This window comes from Polymorphobacter multimanifer (assembly GCF_014205635.1).
GTDB lineage: Bacteria > Pseudomonadota > Alphaproteobacteria > Sphingomonadales > Sphingomonadaceae > Sandarakinorhabdus > Sandarakinorhabdus multimanifer.
Window position 1 is genome coordinate 206,896 of record NZ_JACIIV010000001.1, and the last position, 20,862, is coordinate 227,757.

Annotated in this window: 20 protein-coding genes and 1 pseudogene; 8 read left to right on the plus strand and 13 right to left on the minus strand. The window is 66.5% G+C overall.

Going from position 1 to position 20,862, the window contains the following annotated elements; genetic code table 11:
• Nucleotides 1-2 precede the first annotated feature (2 nt).
• Genes metG through mazG form a run of 4 tightly spaced genes read left to right on the plus strand, consistent with a single transcriptional unit; the run spans nucleotide 3 to nucleotide 3,924 of the window.
• A complete protein-coding gene (metG, locus tag FHS79_RS00935) occupies nucleotides 3-1,535 on the plus strand; it encodes a methionine--tRNA ligase (RefSeq protein WP_184193929.1) in 1,533 nt (510 codons plus the stop codon).
• Nucleotides 1,535-2,314: a TatD family hydrolase gene (locus FHS79_RS00940; RefSeq protein WP_184193932.1), complete on the plus strand. Its 780-nt coding sequence runs from the start codon at nucleotides 1,535-1,537 to the stop codon at nucleotides 2,312-2,314. The genes metG and FHS79_RS00940 overlap by 1 nt, the downstream gene beginning before the upstream one ends.
• Nucleotides 2,314-3,093 (plus strand): MBL fold metallo-hydrolase, encoded by a 780-nt coding sequence (locus FHS79_RS00945; RefSeq protein ID WP_184193934.1) that lies wholly within the window; start codon nucleotides 2,314-2,316, stop codon nucleotides 3,091-3,093. Before FHS79_RS00940 ends, FHS79_RS00945 begins: the two co-directional genes overlap by 1 nt.
• 33 nt (nucleotides 3,094-3,126) lie before the next feature.
• Nucleotides 3,127-3,924 (plus strand): nucleoside triphosphate pyrophosphohydrolase, encoded by a 798-nt coding sequence (mazG, locus tag FHS79_RS00950; protein WP_274603678.1) that lies wholly within the window; start codon nucleotides 3,127-3,129, stop codon nucleotides 3,922-3,924.
• Here the strand turns inward: mazG and hflX are convergent.
• The 7 genes and pseudogenes from hflX to dusB all read right to left on the minus strand — a co-directional run bounded on the left by hflX (nucleotide 3,921) and on the right by dusB (nucleotide 12,968).
• Nucleotides 3,921-5,258 carry a GTPase HflX gene (hflX, locus tag FHS79_RS00955; protein ID WP_207792164.1) on the minus strand — a complete coding sequence of 446 codons (1,338 nt, stop codon included), beginning with the start codon at nucleotides 5,256-5,258 and terminating at the stop codon, nucleotides 3,921-3,923. The two genes, mazG and hflX, sit on opposite strands and share 4 nt — an antisense overlap.
• A gap of 2 nt (nucleotides 5,259-5,260) precedes the next feature.
• Nucleotides 5,261-5,506, minus strand: a pseudogene (hfq, locus tag FHS79_RS00960) (RNA chaperone Hfq); the annotation flags it as partial.
• A gap of 133 nt (nucleotides 5,507-5,639) precedes the next feature.
• Entirely contained in the window at nucleotides 5,640-7,040 is a 1,401-nt protein-coding gene (gene ntrX / locus FHS79_RS00965) for a nitrogen assimilation response regulator NtrX (RefSeq protein ID WP_184193941.1), read from the minus strand.
• A gap of 39 nt (nucleotides 7,041-7,079) precedes the next feature.
• The gene (locus tag FHS79_RS00970) at nucleotides 7,080-9,353 is read right to left on the minus strand and encodes a sensor histidine kinase NtrY-like (RefSeq protein WP_184193944.1); all 2,274 of its coding nucleotides are present in this window, start codon (nucleotides 9,351-9,353) and stop codon (nucleotides 7,080-7,082) included.
• 65 nt (nucleotides 9,354-9,418) lie between these two features.
• Nucleotides 9,419-10,858, minus strand: a complete 1,440-nt coding sequence (gene ntrC / locus FHS79_RS00975) for a nitrogen regulation protein NR(I) (RefSeq protein WP_184193947.1) — start codon at nucleotides 10,856-10,858, stop codon at nucleotides 9,419-9,421.
• Nucleotides 10,855-11,949, minus strand: a complete 1,095-nt coding sequence (locus tag FHS79_RS00980; RefSeq protein WP_188946451.1) for a two-component system sensor histidine kinase NtrB — start codon at nucleotides 11,947-11,949, stop codon at nucleotides 10,855-10,857. The genes ntrC and FHS79_RS00980 overlap by 4 nt, the downstream gene beginning before the upstream one ends.
• A 20-nt stretch (nucleotides 11,950-11,969) precedes the next feature.
• A complete protein-coding gene (gene dusB / locus FHS79_RS00985) occupies nucleotides 11,970-12,968 on the minus strand; it encodes a tRNA dihydrouridine synthase DusB (RefSeq protein ID WP_184193954.1) in 999 nt (332 codons plus the stop codon).
• 78 nt (nucleotides 12,969-13,046) lie between these two features.
• On the opposite strand from dusB, the gene FHS79_RS00990 reads away from it, so the two are divergent.
• Together FHS79_RS00990 and FHS79_RS00995 are read left to right on the plus strand one after the other, a co-directional pair.
• On the plus strand, nucleotides 13,047-14,198 hold the full coding sequence (locus FHS79_RS00990) for a bifunctional 2-C-methyl-D-erythritol 4-phosphate cytidylyltransferase/2-C-methyl-D-erythritol 2,4-cyclodiphosphate synthase (RefSeq protein WP_184193959.1): 1,152 nt from the start codon (nucleotides 13,047-13,049) through the stop codon (nucleotides 14,196-14,198).
• 10 nt (nucleotides 14,199-14,208) lie between these two features.
• A complete protein-coding gene (locus tag FHS79_RS00995) occupies nucleotides 14,209-14,712 on the plus strand; it encodes a CinA family protein (protein WP_184193962.1) in 504 nt (167 codons plus the stop codon).
• Here the strand turns inward: FHS79_RS00995 and FHS79_RS01000 are convergent.
• Nucleotides 14,658-15,131, minus strand: coding sequence for a type II toxin-antitoxin system RatA family toxin (locus FHS79_RS01000; protein ID WP_184193965.1), 474 nt, complete (start codon nucleotides 15,129-15,131; stop codon nucleotides 14,658-14,660). The genes FHS79_RS00995 and FHS79_RS01000 overlap by 55 nt on opposite strands.
• Nucleotides 15,132-16,079: a lipoyl synthase gene (gene lipA / locus FHS79_RS01005; protein WP_184194111.1), complete on the minus strand. Its 948-nt coding sequence runs from the start codon at nucleotides 16,077-16,079 to the stop codon at nucleotides 15,132-15,134.
• A gap of 130 nt (nucleotides 16,080-16,209) precedes the next feature.
• Between lipA and FHS79_RS01010 the strand changes: the two genes are divergently transcribed.
• Entirely contained in the window at nucleotides 16,210-17,175 is a 966-nt protein-coding gene (locus FHS79_RS01010) for a sodium-dependent bicarbonate transport family permease (RefSeq protein ID WP_184193968.1), read from the plus strand.
• A 14-nt stretch (nucleotides 17,176-17,189) separates the two neighbouring features.
• A complete protein-coding gene (locus FHS79_RS01015) occupies nucleotides 17,190-17,483 on the plus strand; it encodes a hypothetical protein (RefSeq protein ID WP_184193971.1) in 294 nt (97 codons plus the stop codon).
• Between the two features lie 9 nt (nucleotides 17,484-17,492).
• Here FHS79_RS01015 and FHS79_RS01020 read toward each other — a convergent pair whose 3' ends face one another.
• The 4 genes from FHS79_RS01020 to FHS79_RS01035 are packed head-to-tail and all read right to left on the minus strand — an operon-like array spanning nucleotide 17,493 to nucleotide 20,859.
• Nucleotides 17,493-17,885 carry a hypothetical protein gene (locus tag FHS79_RS01020; RefSeq protein ID WP_184193974.1) on the minus strand — a complete coding sequence of 131 codons (393 nt, stop codon included), beginning with the start codon at nucleotides 17,883-17,885 and terminating at the stop codon, nucleotides 17,493-17,495.
• Nucleotides 17,863-19,248, minus strand: a complete 1,386-nt coding sequence (gene lpdA / locus FHS79_RS01025; protein ID WP_184193977.1) for a dihydrolipoyl dehydrogenase — start codon at nucleotides 19,246-19,248, stop codon at nucleotides 17,863-17,865. The genes FHS79_RS01020 and lpdA overlap by 23 nt, the downstream gene beginning before the upstream one ends.
• Nucleotides 19,241-19,549, minus strand: a complete 309-nt coding sequence (locus FHS79_RS19090) for a DUF559 domain-containing protein (protein ID WP_308430121.1) — start codon at nucleotides 19,547-19,549, stop codon at nucleotides 19,241-19,243. The genes lpdA and FHS79_RS19090 overlap by 8 nt, the downstream gene beginning before the upstream one ends.
• Complete coding sequence (locus FHS79_RS01035) at nucleotides 19,546-20,859, minus strand: pyruvate dehydrogenase complex dihydrolipoamide acetyltransferase (protein WP_184193983.1); 1,314 nt, start codon at nucleotides 20,857-20,859, stop codon at nucleotides 19,546-19,548. Before FHS79_RS01035 ends, FHS79_RS19090 begins: the two co-directional genes overlap by 4 nt.
• Nucleotides 20,860-20,862 lie beyond the last annotated feature (3 nt).

A 20,862-nucleotide genomic window follows, 5' to 3' on the forward strand; every position in this document is an offset into this window, starting at 1 on the left:
GCATGTCGAAGCGCTTCTACCTCACCACTGCCATCGCCTATCCCAATGGCAAGCCGCACATGGGCCACGCCTATGAGGCGATCACCACCGACGTCATCGCCCGCTTCAAGCGACTCGATGGCTTCGACGTCCGCTTCCTCACCGGCACCGACGAGCATGGCCTGAAAATCTCCCAGGCTGCCTGCAACGCCGGCACCACGCCGCGCCAGTACGTCGATGCCACCTCGCAGCCCTTCATCGATCTCGATCGCCAGCTCGGCATCAGCTTCGATCGCTTCATCCGCACCACCGACGAGGATCACAAGGCGCTCTGCCAGGCTCTCTGGCAGCGGATGGCCGCCAATGGCGATCTCTATCTCGGCAAATATGAAGGCTGGTACTCGGTCCGCGACGAAGCCTATTTCGACGAGACCGAGTTGACCGTGGCCGAAGACAGCGAAGGCCGGCCGGTTAAGCTTTCCCCCCAGGGCGCGCCCGTCGAATGGACCGTCGAGGAAAGCTGGTTCTTCAAGCTATCGGGCTATGGCGACAAGCTGCTGGCGCTCTACGAAAGCAACCCCGATTTCGTCCAGCCACTCAGCCGTCTCAATGAGATGCGCAGCTTTGTTGCCGGCGGGTTGCAAGATCTGTCGATGTCGCGCACCAGCTTCGATTGGGGGGTGCCGGTGCCTGGTTCCCCCGGCCATGTCATGTACGTCTGGGTCGATGCACTCGCGAATTACCTCACCGGCGCCGGCGGGCTCGATGGCGAATGGTGGCCGGCGGACCTGCATGTCATCGGCAAGGATGTCGTGCGCTTTCACGCCATCTACTGGCCCGCCTTCCTGCTCTCGGCGGGGCTCGCCCTGCCTAAACAGGTGTTCGGCCATGGCTTCCTGCTCAACCGCGGCGAGAAGATGTCGAAATCGCTCGGCAATGTCGTCGATCCTGCCGCGATGGCCGAACGCTTCGGCGTCGACCGTCTCCGCTGGTTCCTCTGCCGCGAGATCGCTTTCGGCGACGATGGCAGCTATTCGGACGAAGCGATCGTCGAGCGCACGAATGCCGATCTTGCCAACGGCATCGGCAATCTGGCGCAGCGTGCTCTCGCCATGGTCGCCAAGAACCTCGGCGGCGTGATGCCCGAGCCGGGGCAGGGCGGCGACGCCGAGGCGGAACTGCATGAGCGCTTCGTCATCCTCACTGAAGCCTGGTTCGCCGCGATGAACGCATTGCAGCTCCACCGTGCGCTCGAAGCAGCAATGGCGCTCGTCACCGCCGCCAATGGCTATTTCGCCGACAGCGCCCCCTGGGCACTCGCCAAGACCGATCCTGCGCGGATGGCGCAGGTGCTCGGCACCACGCTCGATGCCACACGGCGGATCGTGATGCTCGTGCAGCCCTTCATCCCGGAAAGCGCTGCCAAGCTCCTCGATCTGCTTGGTGTTGCCGCCGAAGCGCGCAATTTCAATGCGCTCGACACGGCAGTTGCCGCCGGTACGCAGCTGCCGGCTCCCCAGGGTGTCTTCCCGCGCCTCGCGCTGGAGGCTGTGTGATGCTGATCGACAGCCATTGCCACCTCAACTATCCGGGCTTGCGCGAAGATGTGTCGGGTGTCCTCGGCCGCGCCCGCGAAGCAGGTATCGGCGGCTTCCTCGGCATTTCCACGAAACGCCACGAATGGGATGAAGTCATCGGCCTCGCCGACGCACATGCAGACATCTGGGCCACCATCGGCATCCACCCCCATGAGGCAGACCATCACCCCGATACCGATACGGCAATGCTGGTCGACGCCGCCGCCCACCCGCGTGTCATCGGCATCGGCGAGACCGGGCTCGACTATTATTACGACAAGTCCGACCGAGAGCGGCAACGCGCCAGCTTCCGCGCCCATATCACCGCGGCGCGCACGACCGGCCTGCCGATCATCGTCCACACCCGCGATGCCGAGGCTGATACGCTCGATCTGCTGCGCGAAGCGGGGGAGGGGACGCTCCACGGCGTCATCCACTGCTTCACCGCCTCCCAGGCCTTTGCCGAAGCTGCCCTGGAGCTCGGCTTCTACATCTCGATCTCGGGAATCGTCACCTTCAAGAACGCCCGCGACCTCCAGGCCAGCGCCGCCACCATCCCCGCCAACCGGCTGCTCGTGGAAACCGACGCCCCCTTCCTCGCCCCCGTGCCGATGCGCGGCAAGACCTGCGAGCCAGCCTTTGTCGCCCACACCGCACGCTTCCTCGCCGGGCTGCGCAATGACGAAGAAAAAGCCCTGCACGCAACGACTACGGAAAATTTCTTCACGTTGTTCCGCAAGGCACAGCCGGCCGCCTGATGCGCGTCACCATCCTCGGTTGCGGCACCTCCTCGGGCGTTCCGCGCATCGGCGGCGCCGATGGACATGGCGACTGGGGCCTCTGCGATCCCGCCAATCCGAAGAACCGCCGCCGCCGCGTCTCGATCCTCGTCGAGCATGAGGAGACGACCCTGCTCGTCGATACCGGGCCGGATCTGCGCGAGCAGCTGCTGGGGGCAGGGGTCGCGCATCTCGACGGCGTCTTCATCACCCATGATCATGCCGACCATGCGCACGGCATCGACGATCTCCGCCAGGTCTTCCACGCAATGCGCCGCCCGGTCGATGTCTGGGCGAGCCCGGAAACCTTTTCCGTCATCGGCAAGCGCTTCGATTATGTGTTCGAAGGCGCAGCCGGCTATCCGGCAAGCTGCACCGCGCACCGGCTCACAGGCGCTATCACGATCGGCAGCATCGCCATCACGCCATTCCCGCAAATCCACGGCGACCTCGAATCGAGCGGCCTGCGCTTCGATGCCGGCGGCAGGAGCCTCGCTTATTCGACCGACGTCAAAGCCTTTGACGACCGCGCCACCGCAGCGCTGACCGGCCTCGACCTCTGGGTCGTCGATGCTTTGCGCCGCGCGCCGCATCCCACCCACAGCCATCTCGATGCGACGCTGGCCTGGATCGCGCACTATCAGCCTGAAGCAGCATTGCTCACCCACATGGACCAGTCGATGGACCATGCCACGCTCTGCGCCGAACTGCCGGCACACATCCGGCCCGCGCACGACGGTCTCACCATCGCGCTGTAGCATATCAAATTAAACATAATCTATATTATCAGGATTACGGTTCATGGACGCTTCAGCCGGTCTCACCCGCTCACCGCCATCATGGCCCGGCTGCGTGATCCCGAGGCCGGCTGCCCCTGGGATCTGGCGCAAAGCTTCGCCACCATCGCGCCCTATACCATCGAGGAAGCCTATGAGGTCGCCGAAGCGATCGACTCCGGCGACATGGCCGAGCTGAAGAAGGAACTCGGCGACCTGATGTTCCAGGTCATCTTCCACAGCCGCATCGCCGAGGAAGCCGGGCATTTCACCCTTGCCGATGTCATCACCACATTGTGCGAGAAAATGGAGCGCCGCCACCCTCACATCTTCGGCTCGGGCACCGCCGCCGCAAATGCGGGCGCGCAAAAACTCGAATGGGAGGCCATCAAGGCCGCCGAGCGCGCCGCCGCCGGCACCGCCGAAGCGCCAGTCTCGGCGCTCGACGGCGTCGCAAAGACCCTGCCCGCTCTCGCCCGCGCCGAAAAGCTCCAGGCCCGCGCCGCCCGCCCCGGCTTCGACTGGCCGAGCATCGACCCCGTCCGTGCCAAGGTCGACGAAGAACTGGCCGAATTCGACACCGCCGAAACCCCCGAACATCGCTTCGAGGAAGCCGGCGACCTGCTGTTCGTCATCGTCAACCTGCTCCGCCACCAGGGCATCGACGCCGAAGCCGCGCTGCGCGCCGGAAACGCCAAGTTCGAGCGCCGCTTCCGCGCCATGGAAGCGCTGGCCGGCCCCGGCTTCGCCGCCCTGTCGCTCGACGAACAGGAAGCCCTGTGGACCGAAATCAAGCGCCGCGAGCGCGCTTAAGCCATCGACACGAACCGCGCATGGTCGGCATCCGAAAGCCGCACCTTGAGCGTCGTCACCTCGTCGTCATCAGTGCGGCCCACAACCTCGCCGTGCTCGTGCAGCCACGCCAGCCGCCGCCCATCGCCATGCGAAAGCCGGATCACCTGCACCCGGCTGCCGGCGCGCAGCAGCACGGCGATCTGCTCGCGGAGCTGATCCACCCCCTGCCCCGTCAGCGCCGAAACCGCCACCGCATCATCGCCGATCCGCGCGGTCACCGCCTCGGCTTCCTCAGGCTCCAGCGCGTCGATCTTGTTGAGCACCGTCAGCATCGGCCGGTCGGTGTCCATGCCGAGATCGGCGAGCACCTTCGCCACATCAGCCGCCTGCGCTTCCGAATCCGGGTGCGAAATGTCGCGCACATGCACGATCAGATCGGCCTCGGTCACTTCTTCCAGCGTCGCACGGAACGCCGCCACCAGCTGCGTCGGCAGGTCGGACACGAAACCCACCGTGTCCGACAGCACAACCTTGTCATAGCCGGGAAGCCGGATCGACCGCATCGTCGGATCGAGCGTCGCGAACAGCAGATCCTCCGCGGTCACGTCGGCACCGGTCATCCGATTGAAAAGCGTGGATTTTCCGGCATTGGTGTAGCCCACCAGCGCCACCACCGGCCAGGGCGCCTTCTGCCGCTGGCGCCGGTGCAGCCCGCGCGTGCGGCGCACATCCTCCAGCTCGTCCTTCAGCCGCACGATGCGGTCCTTGATCAGCCGCCGATCCATCTCGATCTGGCTTTCACCAGGGCCGCCCATGAAGCCGAAGCCGCCGCGCTGCCGCTCGAGGTGGGTCCAGCTTCGCACCAGCCGGCTCGCCTGATACTGGAGATGCGCCAGCTCGACCTGCAGCGTGCCTTCGCGCGTCGACGCCCGCTCGCCGAAAATCTCGAGGATCAGCCCGGTGCGGTCGATCACCTTGGCCTTCAGATCCTTCTCGAGGTTTCGCTGCTGGATAGGCGACACGACGCCGTCGATCACCACCAGCTCGGCATCATGCGCCGCCGCCGCCGCCGCCAGCCGCTCGATCTGGCCCTTGCCGAACAAATGGCTGGCGCTGGCACTCCGCAGCCGCACGATCTCGCTGTGCACGACCTCGAGGGCAATCGCCCTGGCCAGCCCGCACGCCTCCGCCAGTCGCGCCTCGGGCGCCCGCAGTACGATCTTTCCGCGCTCCTCGCGCAGCGGCAGCACCACAAGTGCGGGCGCGCCGAGCCTTATCCCGCGATGCTCGTCGAACGCATGGGCAGGCGGGCCACCGGCCCCCTCGCCGTCAACACCCTCGTTACGCGTCAATCTTCGTCACCCTCATCCTTGTCACCTTCGAACAGCGACAGCGGCGCTGCCGGCATCACGGTCGAAATCGCGTGCTTGTAGACAAGCTGCGAATGGCCATCCCGACGCAACAGTACCGAAAAATTGTCGAACCATGTGATCACGCCCTGCAGCTTGACCCCATTGATCAGAAACATCGTCACCGGCGTCTTGGTCTTCCGCACGGCATTCAGGAACACATCCTGCAAGTTGTTGGCCCTGTCACCCATGATAGCTGGCGCCCATGATCTTGCTCTTTCTCTTGGCGGGTTGCGACCCCCGCGATCTTGGCGTCTCCGGACACCCGGTTCCGCTTCTAGAGGATAGTGCGCCCGTACGGAATCTCAATGGTCGCCCGCAAAATTAAGGCGTCTCGCCGTCGCCGTCTTCGGCCGGCTCGTCACTCAGGCCGAGCGCCTTCAGCTTGCGGTGCAGTGCCGAGCGTTCCATCCCGATGAACGCCGCCGTGCGCGAGATATTGCCTGAAAACCGCCGGATCTGCGCCCGCAGATATTCGCGCTCGAAGGCCTCGCGCGCCTCGCGCAGCGGCGTGCCCATGATCGAGCGCACCGCCTGCCCCGGCACCAGCCGCGCCGGCTCCGCTGTGATCTCGGGCGGCAGCATGTCGATGCCGATCGTGCCGATCTGCTCTGCCGGCGCCAGGATAATCGTCCGCTCGACCACATTGCGCAGCTGCCGCACATTGCCCGGCCAGTCATAGGTCTGCAGTGCCGCCATCGCATCCTCGGTGAGCGCTGGCGTGCTCACCCGCCGCTCGGCCGCATAGCGCGCGAGGAAATAGGTGACGAGTGCAGCCACATCCTCGCGGCGCTCGGTGAGCGGCGGCATCTTCACCGGCACCACATTCAGCCGATAATAAAGGTCCTCGCGAAAGCGCCCGGCGGAAATCTCGGCTGTCAGGTCACGCGAGGTGGCGCTGATCACCCGCACATCCACCTTCACCCAGCGCGCCCCGCCAACGCGCTGGAAAATCTGCTCGGTCAGCACGCGAAGGATCTTGGCCTGCGTCGGCATCGGCATGTCGGCAACATCATCAAGAAACAGCGTACCGCCATGCGCCTGTTCGAGGAGCCCGGCGCGCACCAGATGCCCACCCTCCTCGGCGCCGAACAGCGCTTCCTCGACGAGCTCGGGTGTCATCCGCGCCGCACTCACCACCACGAACGGCGCACGCTCGCGCGGCGACCATTGGTGGAGCAGCCGCGCCGCCACCTCCTTGCCCGATCCGGCCGGCCCGGTGATCAGCACGCGCGAGCCGGTCGCGGCCACGCGCTTCAGCGTGGCGCGCACGGTGTTGATCTGCGCGCTGGTGCCGGTCAGCTCATTGTCATAGCCCACCCGCTCGCGCAGCGATTCATTCTCGCGCTTCAGCCGCTCGGTCTCGGTCGCGCGCCCCACCACCAGCAGCAGCTGCTCGGCCTGGAACGGCTTCTCGATGAAGTCATAGGCGCCGCGCTTGATGGCGGCGACCGCGGTCTCGATATTGCCATGGCCCGAGATCACCACCACCGGAAGTGCTGGATCGCGCCGCTTGATCTCGTCGAGCAGCTCGATTCCGTCGAGCCGCGATCCCTGCAGCCACACATCGAGCACCACCAGGCTCGGCCGCCGCTCGGCAAGCGCAGCCAGCGCGCCATCGCCGTCGCCGGCACTGCGCGTGGCATAGCCTTCATCTTCGAGAACACCGGCGATCATCTCGCGGATATCGGCTTCATCGTCGATGATCAGAATATCAAGCGCCATAGCCATCCTTTGCCGGTGTCGATTGCCGGGTCATGCCCATCATTCCGCTGCCGCCCGCACCGGCATGCCGGCCTCGGCGACCGCCCGCGGCAGCCGCACCCGCACCGTCGCACCGCCACCGGGCGCATCGTCGAGGTCGAGCGAGCCGCCATGGTCCTCGATGATCTTCTTTACGATCGCCAGCCCGAGCCCGGTGCCGCGCGCGCGCGTCGTCACATAGGGCTCGGTCAGCTGATCGCGCCGCTCGGCCGGCAGGCCCACGCCATTGTCGGTCACCGCAATCGTCAACTCGGTCGGCGTGTCGGCAATCGCGAGCGTGATCCGCCCCGGCGGCCCGTCGATCCCCGCCGCCTCGTCGCGTTCGAGCCGCGCCGTCACCGCTTCGCCGGCATTCTTGATGAGGTTGGTGAACATCCGCGCCATCTGCTGACGGTCGGCCATGATCGGCTCGGCCGGCTCGGCCTCCACGCCGAGCTCGATCGCCGGAAATGCTACCTGCTGCAGCATCACCGCATCGAGCACCACCGGCTCGATGCTCTCCAGAGCAAACACCGGTCGCGGCAGCCGCGCAAAGTCCGAAAATTCATTCACCATCCGGTGCAGGTCGCCCACCTGCCGCACGATCATGCCGGTCAGCGCACCAAAGGTCTCGCGGTCCTCCACGATCTGCCGGCCGAACTTGCGCTGCAGCCGTTCGGCGGCAAGCTGGATCGGCGTCAGCGGGTTCTTGATCTCATGCGCAATCCGCCGCGCCACATCGGCCCAGGCTGCCCGGCGCTGGTCGGCAAGCTGCGCCGAAATATCGTCGAAGGTCAGCACCAGCCCGGATGAAGCAACCCCATCGGCGGCAATCCGCACCGAGAGCGTCTGCGTGTCGGTCCCGCGCGCAATCTTGATCTGCCCCGAAGTCTGCCCCGTTTCGCGCGCCGCATCGAGCCACGCCGCCAGCTCGGGCACCAGCGCCGCCAGCCGCTGGCCCGACATCGTCTCCGCCGGCACTTCGAGCAGCGATGCCGCCGAGCGGTTGGCGGTGCGCACCACACCGGCAGCGTCGATCGACAGCACCCCGGCAGAGACGCCGGTCAGCACCGCCTCGGTGAACAGCCGTCGCTCGTTCAGCTGCAAATTGGCGCCAAGCAGCGCCGCCTGCTGAGTCTTGAGCTGGCCGGTCATCCGGTTGAAGGCACGCGCCAGCGTCGAAATCTCGTCGCCGGCACGGCCCGGCGGCACTCGCGCATCAAGGTCCCCTGCCCCGACCCGCTCTGCCGCCAGCGCCAGCCGCGCGATCGGCGTCACCAGCCGGTTGGCAAGCCACAGCGCAAACCACATCGCCACCGCCAGCGTCAGTACCGACACGGCGATCAGCACCAGGTTGAAGCGAAGCTGCATCACCCGCGACCGCTCGATCAGGTTGCGATAGTCGAACAGCGCCCCCGCCGCCCGGTCGGCACGCGCCAGCACCGACGGGTCGACCTTGCGCGATACATAGACATAGGTGTCGGCAACCCCGGTCAGCGCCACCAGCGCCTCGATCCGGTCGCCGCCGCGCGCCACCAGCGTCACCGCCTGCCCCGCCGGCCCGGTGGGTGCCGGCATCCGCTCAACCCGCGTCACCAGCGCCTCGCCGGTGAGGCCATTGAGCGCGATCGGCATCAGCTTGTCAGCCCGGCGACTGAAAACAGCCGCTTCCGACAGGTTTCTCGCCGAAACCTGAAACTGCAGCGCCTGGCCGAACAACGGTGTGCCAAGCCCGAAATCGCGCGCATAATTCGCCACATCGCTGCTCATCGGAACGATGTCATCCGCAACGCGCTGCCGGTTCTCCTCGATATAGGCCTGCGCCACCTGGTTCGAGCCTTCGAGAATCGTCTTCACCCGGTCGGAAAACCAGAACTGCACCCCGAACTGGAACAGCAGCGACGCGAAGATCACCACCAGCACCGTCGGCACCGCGGCAATGCCGGCGAACAGCGCCACCAGCCGCACATGCAATTGCGCGCCGGCCAGCCCCTTGCGGCGGTTGGCGAGCAGCAGCGCCACCCGCCGTGCCAGCAGCACCACCAGCACCATCAGCGGCAGCAGATTGGCCACCACCAGCAGCGTCACCAGCGGCGGCGAGGCGCCGTTGGCCGGCAGCCCCCTGCCTGTCAGCCAGGCATAGCTCGACCAGCCGATCACCATCGTCAGGGTGAGCGACAGCAGTTCGAGCCTCGGGTAGAAATCCGCGCGGCCGAGCAGCCGCTGCACGCTGCGCCGCTGCTGCCACCAGCGACGCGCCTGCCGCCTGTCCCTCCTTGCCTGTTCGTCGCTCATCAAGTCACAACCTAGTCGATGATCGTGGCAAAAGGAACACAGTCGTTGCGCGGCTGCGACAGCAGCTACACACTCCGCCGTGGAACCGCATCGATTCCCAGTTCGCCGAGTTTCTTCCGCAACGTGTTGCGGTTGATTCCCAGCAGCCGCGCCGCCTTCAGCTGGTTGCCCTCGGTCGCCGCCAGGCACGCGCGGATCAACGGCCGCTCCACTTCGGCGAGCAGCCGGTCATAAACCCCCTCGGGCGGCAAGGCATTGCCGAAGCCGGCGAAGTAGCGGTCGATATGCTGCGCCGCCGCCGAGGCCAGATCGTCCGCCCCCGTGGCCGGCGGCGGTGCCGCCCGCACCGCCGGCCCCAGCACCGCCGTCAGCGCCGCCGCCCCGATCGTGTCCCCGCGCTCGAGCACCGCGAGCCGGCGCATCAAATTCTCCAGCTCGCGCACATTGCCCGGCCAGCCATGCGCCTGCAGCACGGCGAGCGCCCCGGCATCGAGCATCTTGCGCGGCAGCCCGGCCTCGGCGGCAAGCGCCAGGAAGTGCCGCGCCAGCACCGGCACATCCTCCTTGCGTGCCCGCAGCGGCGGCAGTTCGAGCGGCACCACGTTGAGCCGGTAATAAAGGTCCTCGCGAAACCGCCCGGCTTCGGTCAGCGCCAGCAAATTCTGGTTGGTGGCGGTGATGATCCGCACATTGGCGCGCTGGCTGCGCGTGCCGCCCACCGTTGTGAACTCGCCGGTCTGCAGTACGCGCAGAAGCCGTGTCTGAGCCTCGAGCGGCATGTCGCCGATCTCGTCGAGAAACAGCGTGCCGCCCTGCGCCTGCTCGAACTTGCCCGAAGCACGCGACGCCGCCCCGGTGAAGGCGCCGCGCTCATGGCCGAACAGCTCGCTCTCGATCAGCTCGCGCGGGATCGCCGCCATGTTGAGCGCCACGAACGGCGCCGCCCGCCGCGGCCCCAGGTCATGGATCGCGCGCGCCACCAGCTCCTTGCCGGTCCCGCTCTCGCCCAGCACCATCACCGTCAGGTCGTTGGGCACCACCCGGGCGATCAGCCGATACACCTCCTGCATCGCCGGCGAACGACCCACCAGCGGGCTCTCGCCGCTCCCCAGTTCGCCCGGCGCGTCGCTCGCATCGAGGCTGCTGCTCGCCAGCGCATCCCCCACCGTCTTCACAAGTTCGTTCAAATCGAAGGGCTTGGGCAGGTAATCGAAGGCACCCTGTTCGGTCGCGCGCACTGCGGTCGACAGCGTGTTCTGCGCCGAGATCACCACCACCCGCAGCCCCGGCCGCATTGCAATCAGCGCGGGGATCAGTTCCAGCCCATTGCCATCGGGCAGCATCACATCGGTTATCACCATGTCGCCCTTGCCCGCCGCCACCAGCGCCCGCAGCGCCGCGGCGGTTTCGGCGAGCAGCACCTGGTAACCGGCGCGCACCAGCCCCTGCCGCACCACGATCCGAATGGCGGCGTCATCATCGGCCACGATCACGGTTGCTGTCATGGATTGCCCTCGCTGCCGGTTTCTGTCGCCACCGGCAGCATCACCCGGAACACCGTCTGCTCGGGGTCACCGCTGCGCTCATATTCGATCACGCCGCCATGGTCGGCAACGATCTTCGCCACCAGCGCCAGCCCCAGCCCCGATCCCCCGGCCTTGGAGGTCACAAACGGCTCGAAGACATGGTCGGCCAGCGACGGCAACAGCCCCGGGCCGTTGTCGATGATCCGCACCTCGAGCGGCAACTGCACCGCCGGACCACCCTCTGCCGGCATTACCCGCAGCCCGGGCCGATACGCAGTGGTGATCCCCAGCTGGCCATTCTTGCCAACGGCTTCGGCCCCATTCTTCAAAAGATTGATGAACACCTGAACCAGGGCATCGCGGTTGGCCGAGACCATCGGAAGCGACGGGTCATAGCGCTCCTGGATCGGCAGGCCTTGCGCAAATCCCTGTTCCGCCACCCGCCGCACATGGCCCAGAAGCTCATGGATGTTGAGCGGCCGCAACTTGAGCGGCCGCGTGTCGGTGAAGCTCTCCATCCGATCGACCAGCTTGGCAATCCGGTCGACCTCGGTCACGATCAGGTCGGTCAGCTCGCGCCGGTCGGCGGCATCGGTGCCGGCGTCCGCCAGCAGCTGCGCCGCTCCCTTGATCCCCGACAGCGGATTCTTGATTTCATGCGCCAGCATCTGCGCCACGCCTTCCGCCGAGCGCGCCGCCCCCTTCTGTTGCACCTGGCGATCGACCATCAGCGCCACGCTGCGCGTCTGGAAGGCGATGCTCAGCCAGTCGTCGAACCCCGTCACCGGGCTTATCAGCACATCGGCGCGCAGCGGCCGGCTGTTGACCGGGTTCAGCAGCACATCATAGGCCGCAAACCCGCTGTCATCGCGCCGCGCGCGCGAGACCAGCGCCGGCACCGTCTGGTCGCGGCCGAACGCCGCCTCCCAGCCACGCTCGGCAAGCGCCGGACCGCTGGTGTTGAGCAGCGATTCCGCCGCGGTATTGGTGAGAGCAATCACCCCGCCCGGGCTGATGATGATCACCGGGACCGCCAGCCCGACAAGCAGATCCGCCGGAATTGCAGCCATCGGCACCACCCGGCCGGGCATCAAGCGGCCATCAGTTCAAGCCGCACGCGTTCCTCGTAAAATCGATCGACCATCGAAACCACGTCAACCGGATCGTTCAACTGGTTGACGGCATGGCGGAAAACAGCACTGTCGAACAACCCCTTTGTATACCAGCCAAGGTGCTTGCGCGCCACGCCCACCCCGACCTGCGGGCCGTAAAGGTCCATCATCATAGCATAATGCTCGCGCACCACGCCGTGCTGCACTGCCAGCGGCGGATCAGCCGGGACCGGCCGCCCGGTGAGCGCCGCCATCACCTGCCCGATCAGCCAGGGCCGGCCATAGGCGCCGCGCCCGATCATCACGCCATCCGCCCCCGATTGCGCCAGTGCCGCCTCGGCATCGGCCACCGAGCAGATGTCGCCATTGACGATCACCGGCAGCCGCACCGCATCCTTGACCTTGCGCACGAAACCCCAGTCGGCCGACCCCGTGTAGAGCTGGCAGCGCGTGCGCCCATGCACGGTGATCAGCTTCACCCCCAAATCCTCGGCAATCCGCGCCAGCTCGGGCGCGTTGAGGCTCTGATGGTCCCATCCCATCCGCATCTTGAGCGTGACAGGCACCTTCACCGCCTTCACCGTCGCCTCGATGAGCGCCGCCGCCAGCGGCAGGTCGCGCATCAGGCTCGATCCGGCATGGCCGTTGACAACCTTCTTCACCGGGCAGCCCATGTTGATGTCGATGATCGCCGCCCCGCGGCCCTCGTTGAGCTTGGCAGCCTCGGCCATCCGCCCCGGCTCGCAGCCGGCAAGCTGCATGCTCACCGGCTCCTCGCGCTGGTCCCAGGCGGCCTTCTGCAGGCTCTGCCGCGTCTCGCGGATCATCGCCTCGCTGGCAATCATCTCGGTCACCGTCAGCCCGGCGCCGAAGCGCTTCACCAGCACCCGGAACGGCATGTCGGTCACGCCGGTCATCGGCGCCAGGATCACCGGCACGTCGATCGTCACCGGTCCAATGGAAACAGGCTTGAGCATCACCCGCGCCTGCCTGATTTTTAGGCAGAACGCAAGTTGGGCTTCCCCCCTCACCGTGCAGGCCGTAGAGCATCCACGATGCGCGCCACCGCCCTCATCGTCGCTGCCGGCAAGGGCATCCGCGCCGGCGGTGCATCGCCGAAGCAATACCAGCTCGTCGCCGGCGTGCCGCTGCTCCGCCACGCCATCGAGCATCTGCGCCCCCACCAAGCCATCACCTCGGTCCAGGTCATCATCAACCCCGATGACCGCGCGCACTATGATGCCGCCACGCAGGGGCTTGATCTGCCGCCCCCCATCGCCGGCGGCGCCACCCGCCAGGCGAGTGCCCGCGCCGGCCTCGAAGCCCTGGCCGCCGACCCGCCCGATCTCGTGCTCGTCCATGATGCCGCCCGCGCCTTCGTGCCCTGCACGCTCCTCGATGCGCTGTTCACCGCCCTTGAAGACCCCGCCAACCACGGCGCCGTCCCGGCCCTGCCCGTCATCGACAGCCTGCGCCGCGGCCATGGCCATTTCACCGCCAGCGTCGATCGCGACTCCCTGTGGCGCGTCCAGACCCCGCAGGCCTTCCGTTTCGTCCCGCTGCTCGCCGCCCACCGCGCCGCCCCCGAAGGTGCGACCGACGAGCTCGGCATAGCCCTCGCCGCCGGGCTTCGCGTCGCCATCACCCCCGGCGACGAACGCGCCTTCAAGATCACCGACCCACAGGATTTCGCCCGAGCCCAGATGATGCAAGTCTCCACCAGCTCCATCCCCCGCACCGCGTCCGGCTTCGATGTCCACGCCTTTGGTCCTGGCGACCATGTCTGGCTGGCCGGTGTCCGCATCCCCCACAGCCATGGCCTCATCGGCCACAGCGATGCCGATGCCGGCCTCCACGCGCTCACCGATGCGCTCCTCGGCACGATTGCGGCGGGAGACATCGGCGATCATTTCCCCCCCTCCGATCCGCAATGGAAGGGTGCAGCCTCCGACCGCTTTCTCGCCCATGCCGCCAGCCTCGTCCGCGCACGCGGCGGCACCATCGATTTCGTCGATCTCACCCTCATCTGCGAGCGCCCAAAAATCGGCCCGCACCGCGCCGCGATGCAGGCCCGTGTCGCCGCAATCCTCAAGATCGATCCCGGTCAGGTCAGCATCAAGGCCACCACGACCGAGCTGCTCGGCTTCACTGGCCGCTCGGAGGGCATAGCAGCGCAGGCCATGGCCAGCGTGCGGCTGCCGGCGTAGTACATTGGCCATGGACCCCGAGCTTCTCGCCGCCGCCGCCCGCGTGCTCGATGCCAACCGCGCCGCCGGCCGCTGCATCGCGGTCGCCGAAAGCTGCACCGGCGGCCTCGTCGCCGCCGCCCTCACCGAAATCGCCGGCGCTTCGGACGTGTTCGAGCGCGGCTTCGTCACCTATTCCAACGCCGCCAAGCAGGAGTCGCTCGGCGTGGGGGAAGACATCATCGCCACCTTCGGCGCCGTCTCCATCGCCACCGCCTGGGCGATGGCACAGGGTGCCCTCGGACACAGCCAAGCCGATGTCGCAGTCGCCGTCACCGGAATCGCCGGCCCCGGCGGCGGCACCGCCAAGAAGCCGGTGGGCACGGTGGTGTTCGCCCGCGCCGAGCGCGGCGCCAATCCCGGCGAGATGGTCGCCGATGTCAAGCAATTCGGCGATCTCGGCCGCAGCGAAATCCGCCGTCAGGCCGCACTCGTCGCGCTTGAGCTGCTGATGCCCGAGCCGGTCTTGCCGTAAAGCGCAAACGCCCGCGTCTCGAAGGCCCCCACCATCCGCCGCAGCGCCTCGCCGAAGAACATCCCCGCCAGCCGCTCGAACATGCGGTTCTGAAACTCGAAATCGACGAGGAAATCGATCTCGCACCCCCCCGCCACATCGCGGAAGGTCCAGTCGTTCTTGAGATACTTCAGCGGCCCCGAAATATACTCCACCGAAATCCGGACGGGCCGCGCCAGCGTCACCCGGCTGGTGAAACGCTCGCGCACCATCTTGAACCCCACCACCATGTCGGCAGTCACCAGATCGTCTTCCTGGCTCTTCACCCGCAGCGCCTGCACCCAGGGCAAGAATTGCGGATAGCGCTCGATATCCGCCACCAGTTCGAACATCTGCGTGGCCGAGAACGGCAGAAACCGCGTTTCCGAATGGCGCGGCATTTACCCGCGAGCCCCTGATCCGCCCGCTTCGGCATGGCGCTTCGCCTGCATCTCGGCAAAGTCCCGCCCGGCATGGTAGCTCGACCGCGTCAGCGGCGACGCCGCCACCTGCAAGAAGCCCTTCGACCGCGCCACCGAGGCATAGGCCTGGAAGGTCTGCGGCGTCACGAATTCCATCACCTTGGCATGGCGCGGGGTTGGCTGCAAATACTGGCCCACCGTCAGGAAATCGACTCCGGCCGAGCGCATGTCATCCCACACCTGGTGCAATTCCTGCCCCGTCTCGCCCAGCCCCACCATCACGCCGGACTTGGTGAAGATGCGCGGGGAAAGCGCCTTTACCCGGTCGAGCAACCGCAGCGAATGATAATAGCGCGCCCCCGGCCGGATCGTCGGATAAAGCCGCGGCACCGTCTCCAGATTATGGTTGTAAACATCCGGCCCGGCCTCGACGATCATCTGCACCGCCCGCTCGGCCTTGTTGCGGAAATCGGGCGTGAGAATCTCGATCGTCGTCGCCGGTGCCGCCGCGCGGATTGCTTCGATCACCCGCACGAAATGCCCCGCCCCGCCATCGGGCAGGTCATCGCGGTCCACCGAAGTGATGACGATATGCTCCAGCCCGAGCGCCACCGCGGCCTCGGCAAGATGCGCCGGCTCGCTCATGTCCACCGGCCCCGGCATCCCCGTCTTCACATTGCAGAAGGCGCAGGCCCGCGTGCAGGTCTCGCCCAGGATCATCACCGTCGCATGCTTCTGGCTCCAGCACTCGCCGATGTTGGGGCACGCCGCCTCCTCGCACACGGTGTTGAGCTTCAGCCGCCGCATCAGCGCCCGCGTCTCGCTGAACGCCAGGCTCGTCGGCGCCTTCACTCGCAACCAGTCGGGCTTTCGCGCCCGTGCCGGCGTGACAGGAGCCGGGTCGGAAAGATTCAGTATCTCGCTCATCGCCTCCAGATAGACCCTTGGCACCGCCCTGCCAATGGCGCGCCGCCCGTCCGAATGCCGCAGATCAGCAATATCTTGTATCATTGCCGCTCGCCGATTATGACGCGCCAGCTTTCAAGGGGGCCTGCAATTGGACCAGTCGCTTGCTGCACTCGGCAATCCTGCCGTGCTGTTCTTCCTGCTTGGCGCACTGGCCGCCTTTGCCCGGTCCGATCTCGCGGTCCCCGAGGCCATCGCCAAGGGGCTGTCGATCTTCCTGATGATGTCGATCGGCCTGCGCGGCGGCGTCGAAGTGGCGCACGCCGGCCTGTCTTCCGGAATCGGACTGGCGGCCCTCGGCGGCCTGTCGCTCAGCGCGCTGCTCCCCATTCCCGCGTTCCTGGCCCTCCGCCACCTCGGCGGGCTCGACCGGATCAACGCCGCCGCCGTCGCCGCGCATTACGGATCGGTCAGCGTCGTCACCTTTGTCACCGGCCATGATATCCTCATCGGCCGCGGGCTGGCACCGGCGGGCTATATGGTCGCGGTGCTCGCCATCATGGAAACCCCGGCCATCATCTCGGCGCTGCTGCTGGCACGCGGCGGCGGCAATGCACAGGCTGGGGGCGCACCGCTGGGCGACTTGCTGCGCGAAGTCCTCGCCAATGGCTCTGTGGTGCTGCTCGCCGGCAGCTTCGCCATCGGCATGGTCATCGGCGAGGCCGGCTTCGCACCCGTGGCACCGCTGTTCGACGGGCTGTTCAAAGGCGCCCTTTGCCTGTTCCTGCTCGATATGGGCCTTGTCGCCGCCCGCCGCCTCATCGATGCCCGGCTGCTCACCCCCGCCCTTGTAGCGCTCGGAATCGCCTTGCCGCTCATCAACGGCGCGCTGGGCGTGCTGCTCGGCACCGCCCTCGGATTCGGCCCCGGCACGGCGGCCGAGTTCGGCATCCTCGCCGCATCCGCCTCCTATATCGCCGTGCCCGCCGCCATGCGCATGGCGCTCCCGCAAGCAGATCCCGGCCGCTATCTCACGATGAGCCTCGGTATCACCTTCCCGTTCAACATCATCATCGGCATCGCGCTATACACCAACTTCGCGCTCATGCTGGCCTGACAAGAGGACGACCCATGCCCCACATCCGCATTGAAGTGCTTGTCGATGGGCCGCTGATGCCGCGCATTACCGCGCTTGCCGAAGCCGCCGGCGTCACCCGCCACATGGTGCTGCCAACGCTGGGGGGCTTGGGCGAACACGGCCGTTGGCGCCGCGACGAAGTGACCGGCACCACTGCCAAGCAGCTTTTCGTTGCCGTCCTCCCTGCACCCAGGGCCGAAGCGCTTCTCGGCGCCCTGGCGCCGCTGGAAGCCAGTCACGATCTGCTCATCATCACCAGTGCCGCCACCATCATCGCCCAACCCTGAGCCCGGCTGCTACTTGTCGGTGCCCTCGAAGATGTAGCCGCGGCTGTCCTTGGCATTGGCTCGCTGCTCCACCCAACGCTTGTGCTCGCGAAAGCCGCAGCCATACATGGCCATGGCGCCGGCTCTGGAACAGCTTCCGCCACCGCCATCCATGCCCATCTCCACCAGCGCATTGCGCTCACGGCTCACGCTCACCGAATTGCGGCTGCCCACCACCGGCCCCGGCTTAATCGGCGCCCGGTAGGGCGAAGGTGCGGGCTCCTGGTCGGCGCACACCACAATCTCCCCCGGCTTCGCCTTGGGGCACAGCGCACTGAGCGATTTCGGGATCGCCAGCGGCGGCGGCTCCACCGCCAGCACCGGCACGGCCAGTCCCAGGCTAATAATGCAGCGCCCGGCCATAGGCATCCAGAACACTCTCATGCATCATCTCGCTCAACGTCGGATGCGGGAAAACCGTGTGCATCAACTCTGCCTCGGTTGTCTCCAATTGGCGAGCAATAACATATCCCTGTATCAGCTCGGTCACCTCCGCCCCCACCATGTGTGCACCCAGCAGCGCGCCGGTCCCGGCATCGAACACCGTCTTCACAAAGCCTTCCGCCTCGCCCAGCGCAATCGCCTTGCCATTGCCGATGAACGGGAACTTCCCCACCTTCACCTCATGCCCGGCCTCGATCGCCAGCGCCTCGGTCATGCCCACGCTCGCCACCTGCGGCCGCGAATAGGTACAGCCGGGAATCCCGGCCTTGTCCATCGGGTGGACATGCTGACCCGCAATCGTCTCCACCGCGATGATGCCCTCATGGCTCGCCTTGTGCGCCAGCCACGGAGCGCCGGCCACATCGCCGATCGCCCAAAGCCCCTCCACATTGGTGCGCCCATAGCCATCGTTGACGATATGCCCGCGGTCAGTCGCCACCCCGAGCGCTTCCAGCCCGATACCTTCCGTATTCGGCACAATCCCGATCGCCACGATCACATGACTGTACTGCAAGGTTTCCGGCTTGCCATCCTTGCCGGTGATCGTCGCCGAAACCCCGTCCTTTCCAGGCGTTACATCGGAAACCTTGGCACCCGTAAGAATGCGCATCCCCTGCTTCGCAAGCGCCTTTTCCATGAAGGCGGACACATCGGCATCCTCCACCGGCAATATCCGGTCGAGCATCTCGACGACCGTCACCTCCGCTCCCGTGTCCGAATAGAAGCTGGCGAATTCGATCCCGATGGCGCCCGAGCCGATCACCAGCAGTTTCGTCGGCATCGCCGGCGGCACCATGGCATGCCGATAGGTCCACACCCGGTCCCCATCGGCCTTCACCCCCGGCAGATCGCGGGCCCGCGCCCCCGTCGCCACGATCACGTGTCTGCCATCGAGCACGCGGCTGCCGTCCACGGTGATCTGCGTCGCCCCGGTGAGCACGCCATTGCCCTCGACTACGGTCACCTTGTTCTTCTTCATCAATCCCTTGACGCCCGAATTGAGCTGCCCCGCCACCTTGCGGCTCCGCTCGGTCACCTTCGCGAGATCGAACGACGGCTTCTCCACGCTCAGCCCATAGGCCGAGGCATGGGTGATATAATGGTAGATCTCCGAAGACCGCAGCAGCGCCTTGGTCGGAATACACCCCCAATTGAGGCAAATCCCCCCCAGTTTCTCGCGCTCGACAATCGCCACCTTCATCCTAAGCTGCGACGCCCGAATGGCCGCAACATAGCCCCCAGGCCCCGACCCCAAAATCACAAGATCAAACGATTCAGCCATTTGCATCACTTTCTTCCCTCTCCCCTTGCGGGAGAGGGCGACTCGCCAAGGGCGAGCGGGGTGAGGGGTCTCCAAGCGCCGCAAACAGCCGATCCTCGACCTCACGCCGCCGCATCAAAATCTGCCGCCGAAACTTGTGCGCAGAGAACCTCCGTTCGCGCAGCAACGCCCAGAGCCGACGCTCCGCCTCGGTCGGCTCCCGCCGCATCGTCCGAGCATTAGCGAGAAGGTTCCGCACCCCCTCACCCCGCTCGGCTGGCGCCGAGTCGCCCTCTCCCACAAGGGGAGAGGGAAAAGTCACGCCACCAGCCCCAGCGGCTTCTCGATCAGCGCCTTCACCGCCTGCATCAACTCCGCCCCATCGGCGCCATCGATCGCGCGATGGTCGAAGCTGCCGGTGATGCTCATCACCGTCGCCACCACCACCGCATCGCCCTCGACGACCGCGCGCTTCTCGCCCGCACCCACCGCCAGGATCATTCCCTGCGGCGGGTTGATCACCGCATCGAACGCCTTGATGCCGAACATGCCGAGGTTGGAAAGCGAAGCAGTGCCGCCCTGATATTCATGCGGCTGCAGCTTGCCCGCCCGCGCCTTCTCGGCCAGCACCTTCATCTCGGAAGCGATCACCGACATCGGCTTGGCATCGGCCCCGACGATGATCGGCGTGATCAGCCCCGAGGGTGCCGCCACCGCAACCGAAATATCGGCGCGGTCATAGGAAACAAGGTTTTCCGCGGCAAAGCTCACATTGCACTTCGGCACCTGCCGCAGCCCGAGCGCCAGTGCCTTGATCACCATGTCGTTGACCGAAAGCTTGATCCCGCGGCCTTCCAGCGCCGCATTGAGCTCGCCGCGCAGCTTCAGCAGCGCATCGAGCCGCACATCAAGCGTCAGATAGATATGCGGGATCGTTGCCTTGGCCTCGGTCAGCCGCCGCGCAATCACCTTGCGCACATTGCCGAGCTTTTCGATGCTGTGCGGAATGTCGGAGACGAATGCCTCCACCTTCGCAGCCGGCGCTGGTGCCGGCGCAGCCGCGGCAGCCTCAGCCTTCACAGGCGCAGCCTCGGCCTTGGCAGGCGCAGCCCCCGCCGCCTCCACATCCGCCAGCACGATCCGGCCCTTCGGTCCCGACCCGGAAATCGACCCCAGATCGACCCCCTTCGCCGCCGCCACCCGCTTCGCCAACGGCGACGCAATAATCCTGTTTCCCTCTCCCCTCGCGGGAAGGCCTGCCCCGGCGGAGGCCGGGGGCGACTCCGCCGCAGGCGTAGCGGGGTGAGGGGGCGCTTCCGCCTCAGTCACGGGCTCAGACTTCGCCTCAGGCTTCGATTCAGCCTTCACCGGCGCCGGCCCTTCCCCTTCATCCTCGCCCTTCAACCGCAGGATGACAGCCCCAACCTTCACCTCCTCGGCGCCCTCCGCCACGACAAGCTCGACAACCTCACCCTCATCGATCGCCTCGAACTCCATCGTCGCCTTGTCGGTCTCGATCTCGCACAGCAAGTCGCCCGATTTCACCCGGTCCCCCGGCCCCACCAGCCACTTCGCCAGCGTCCCCGATTCCATCGTCGGCGAGAGCGCCGGCATCGTGATATCAATGGCCATGAA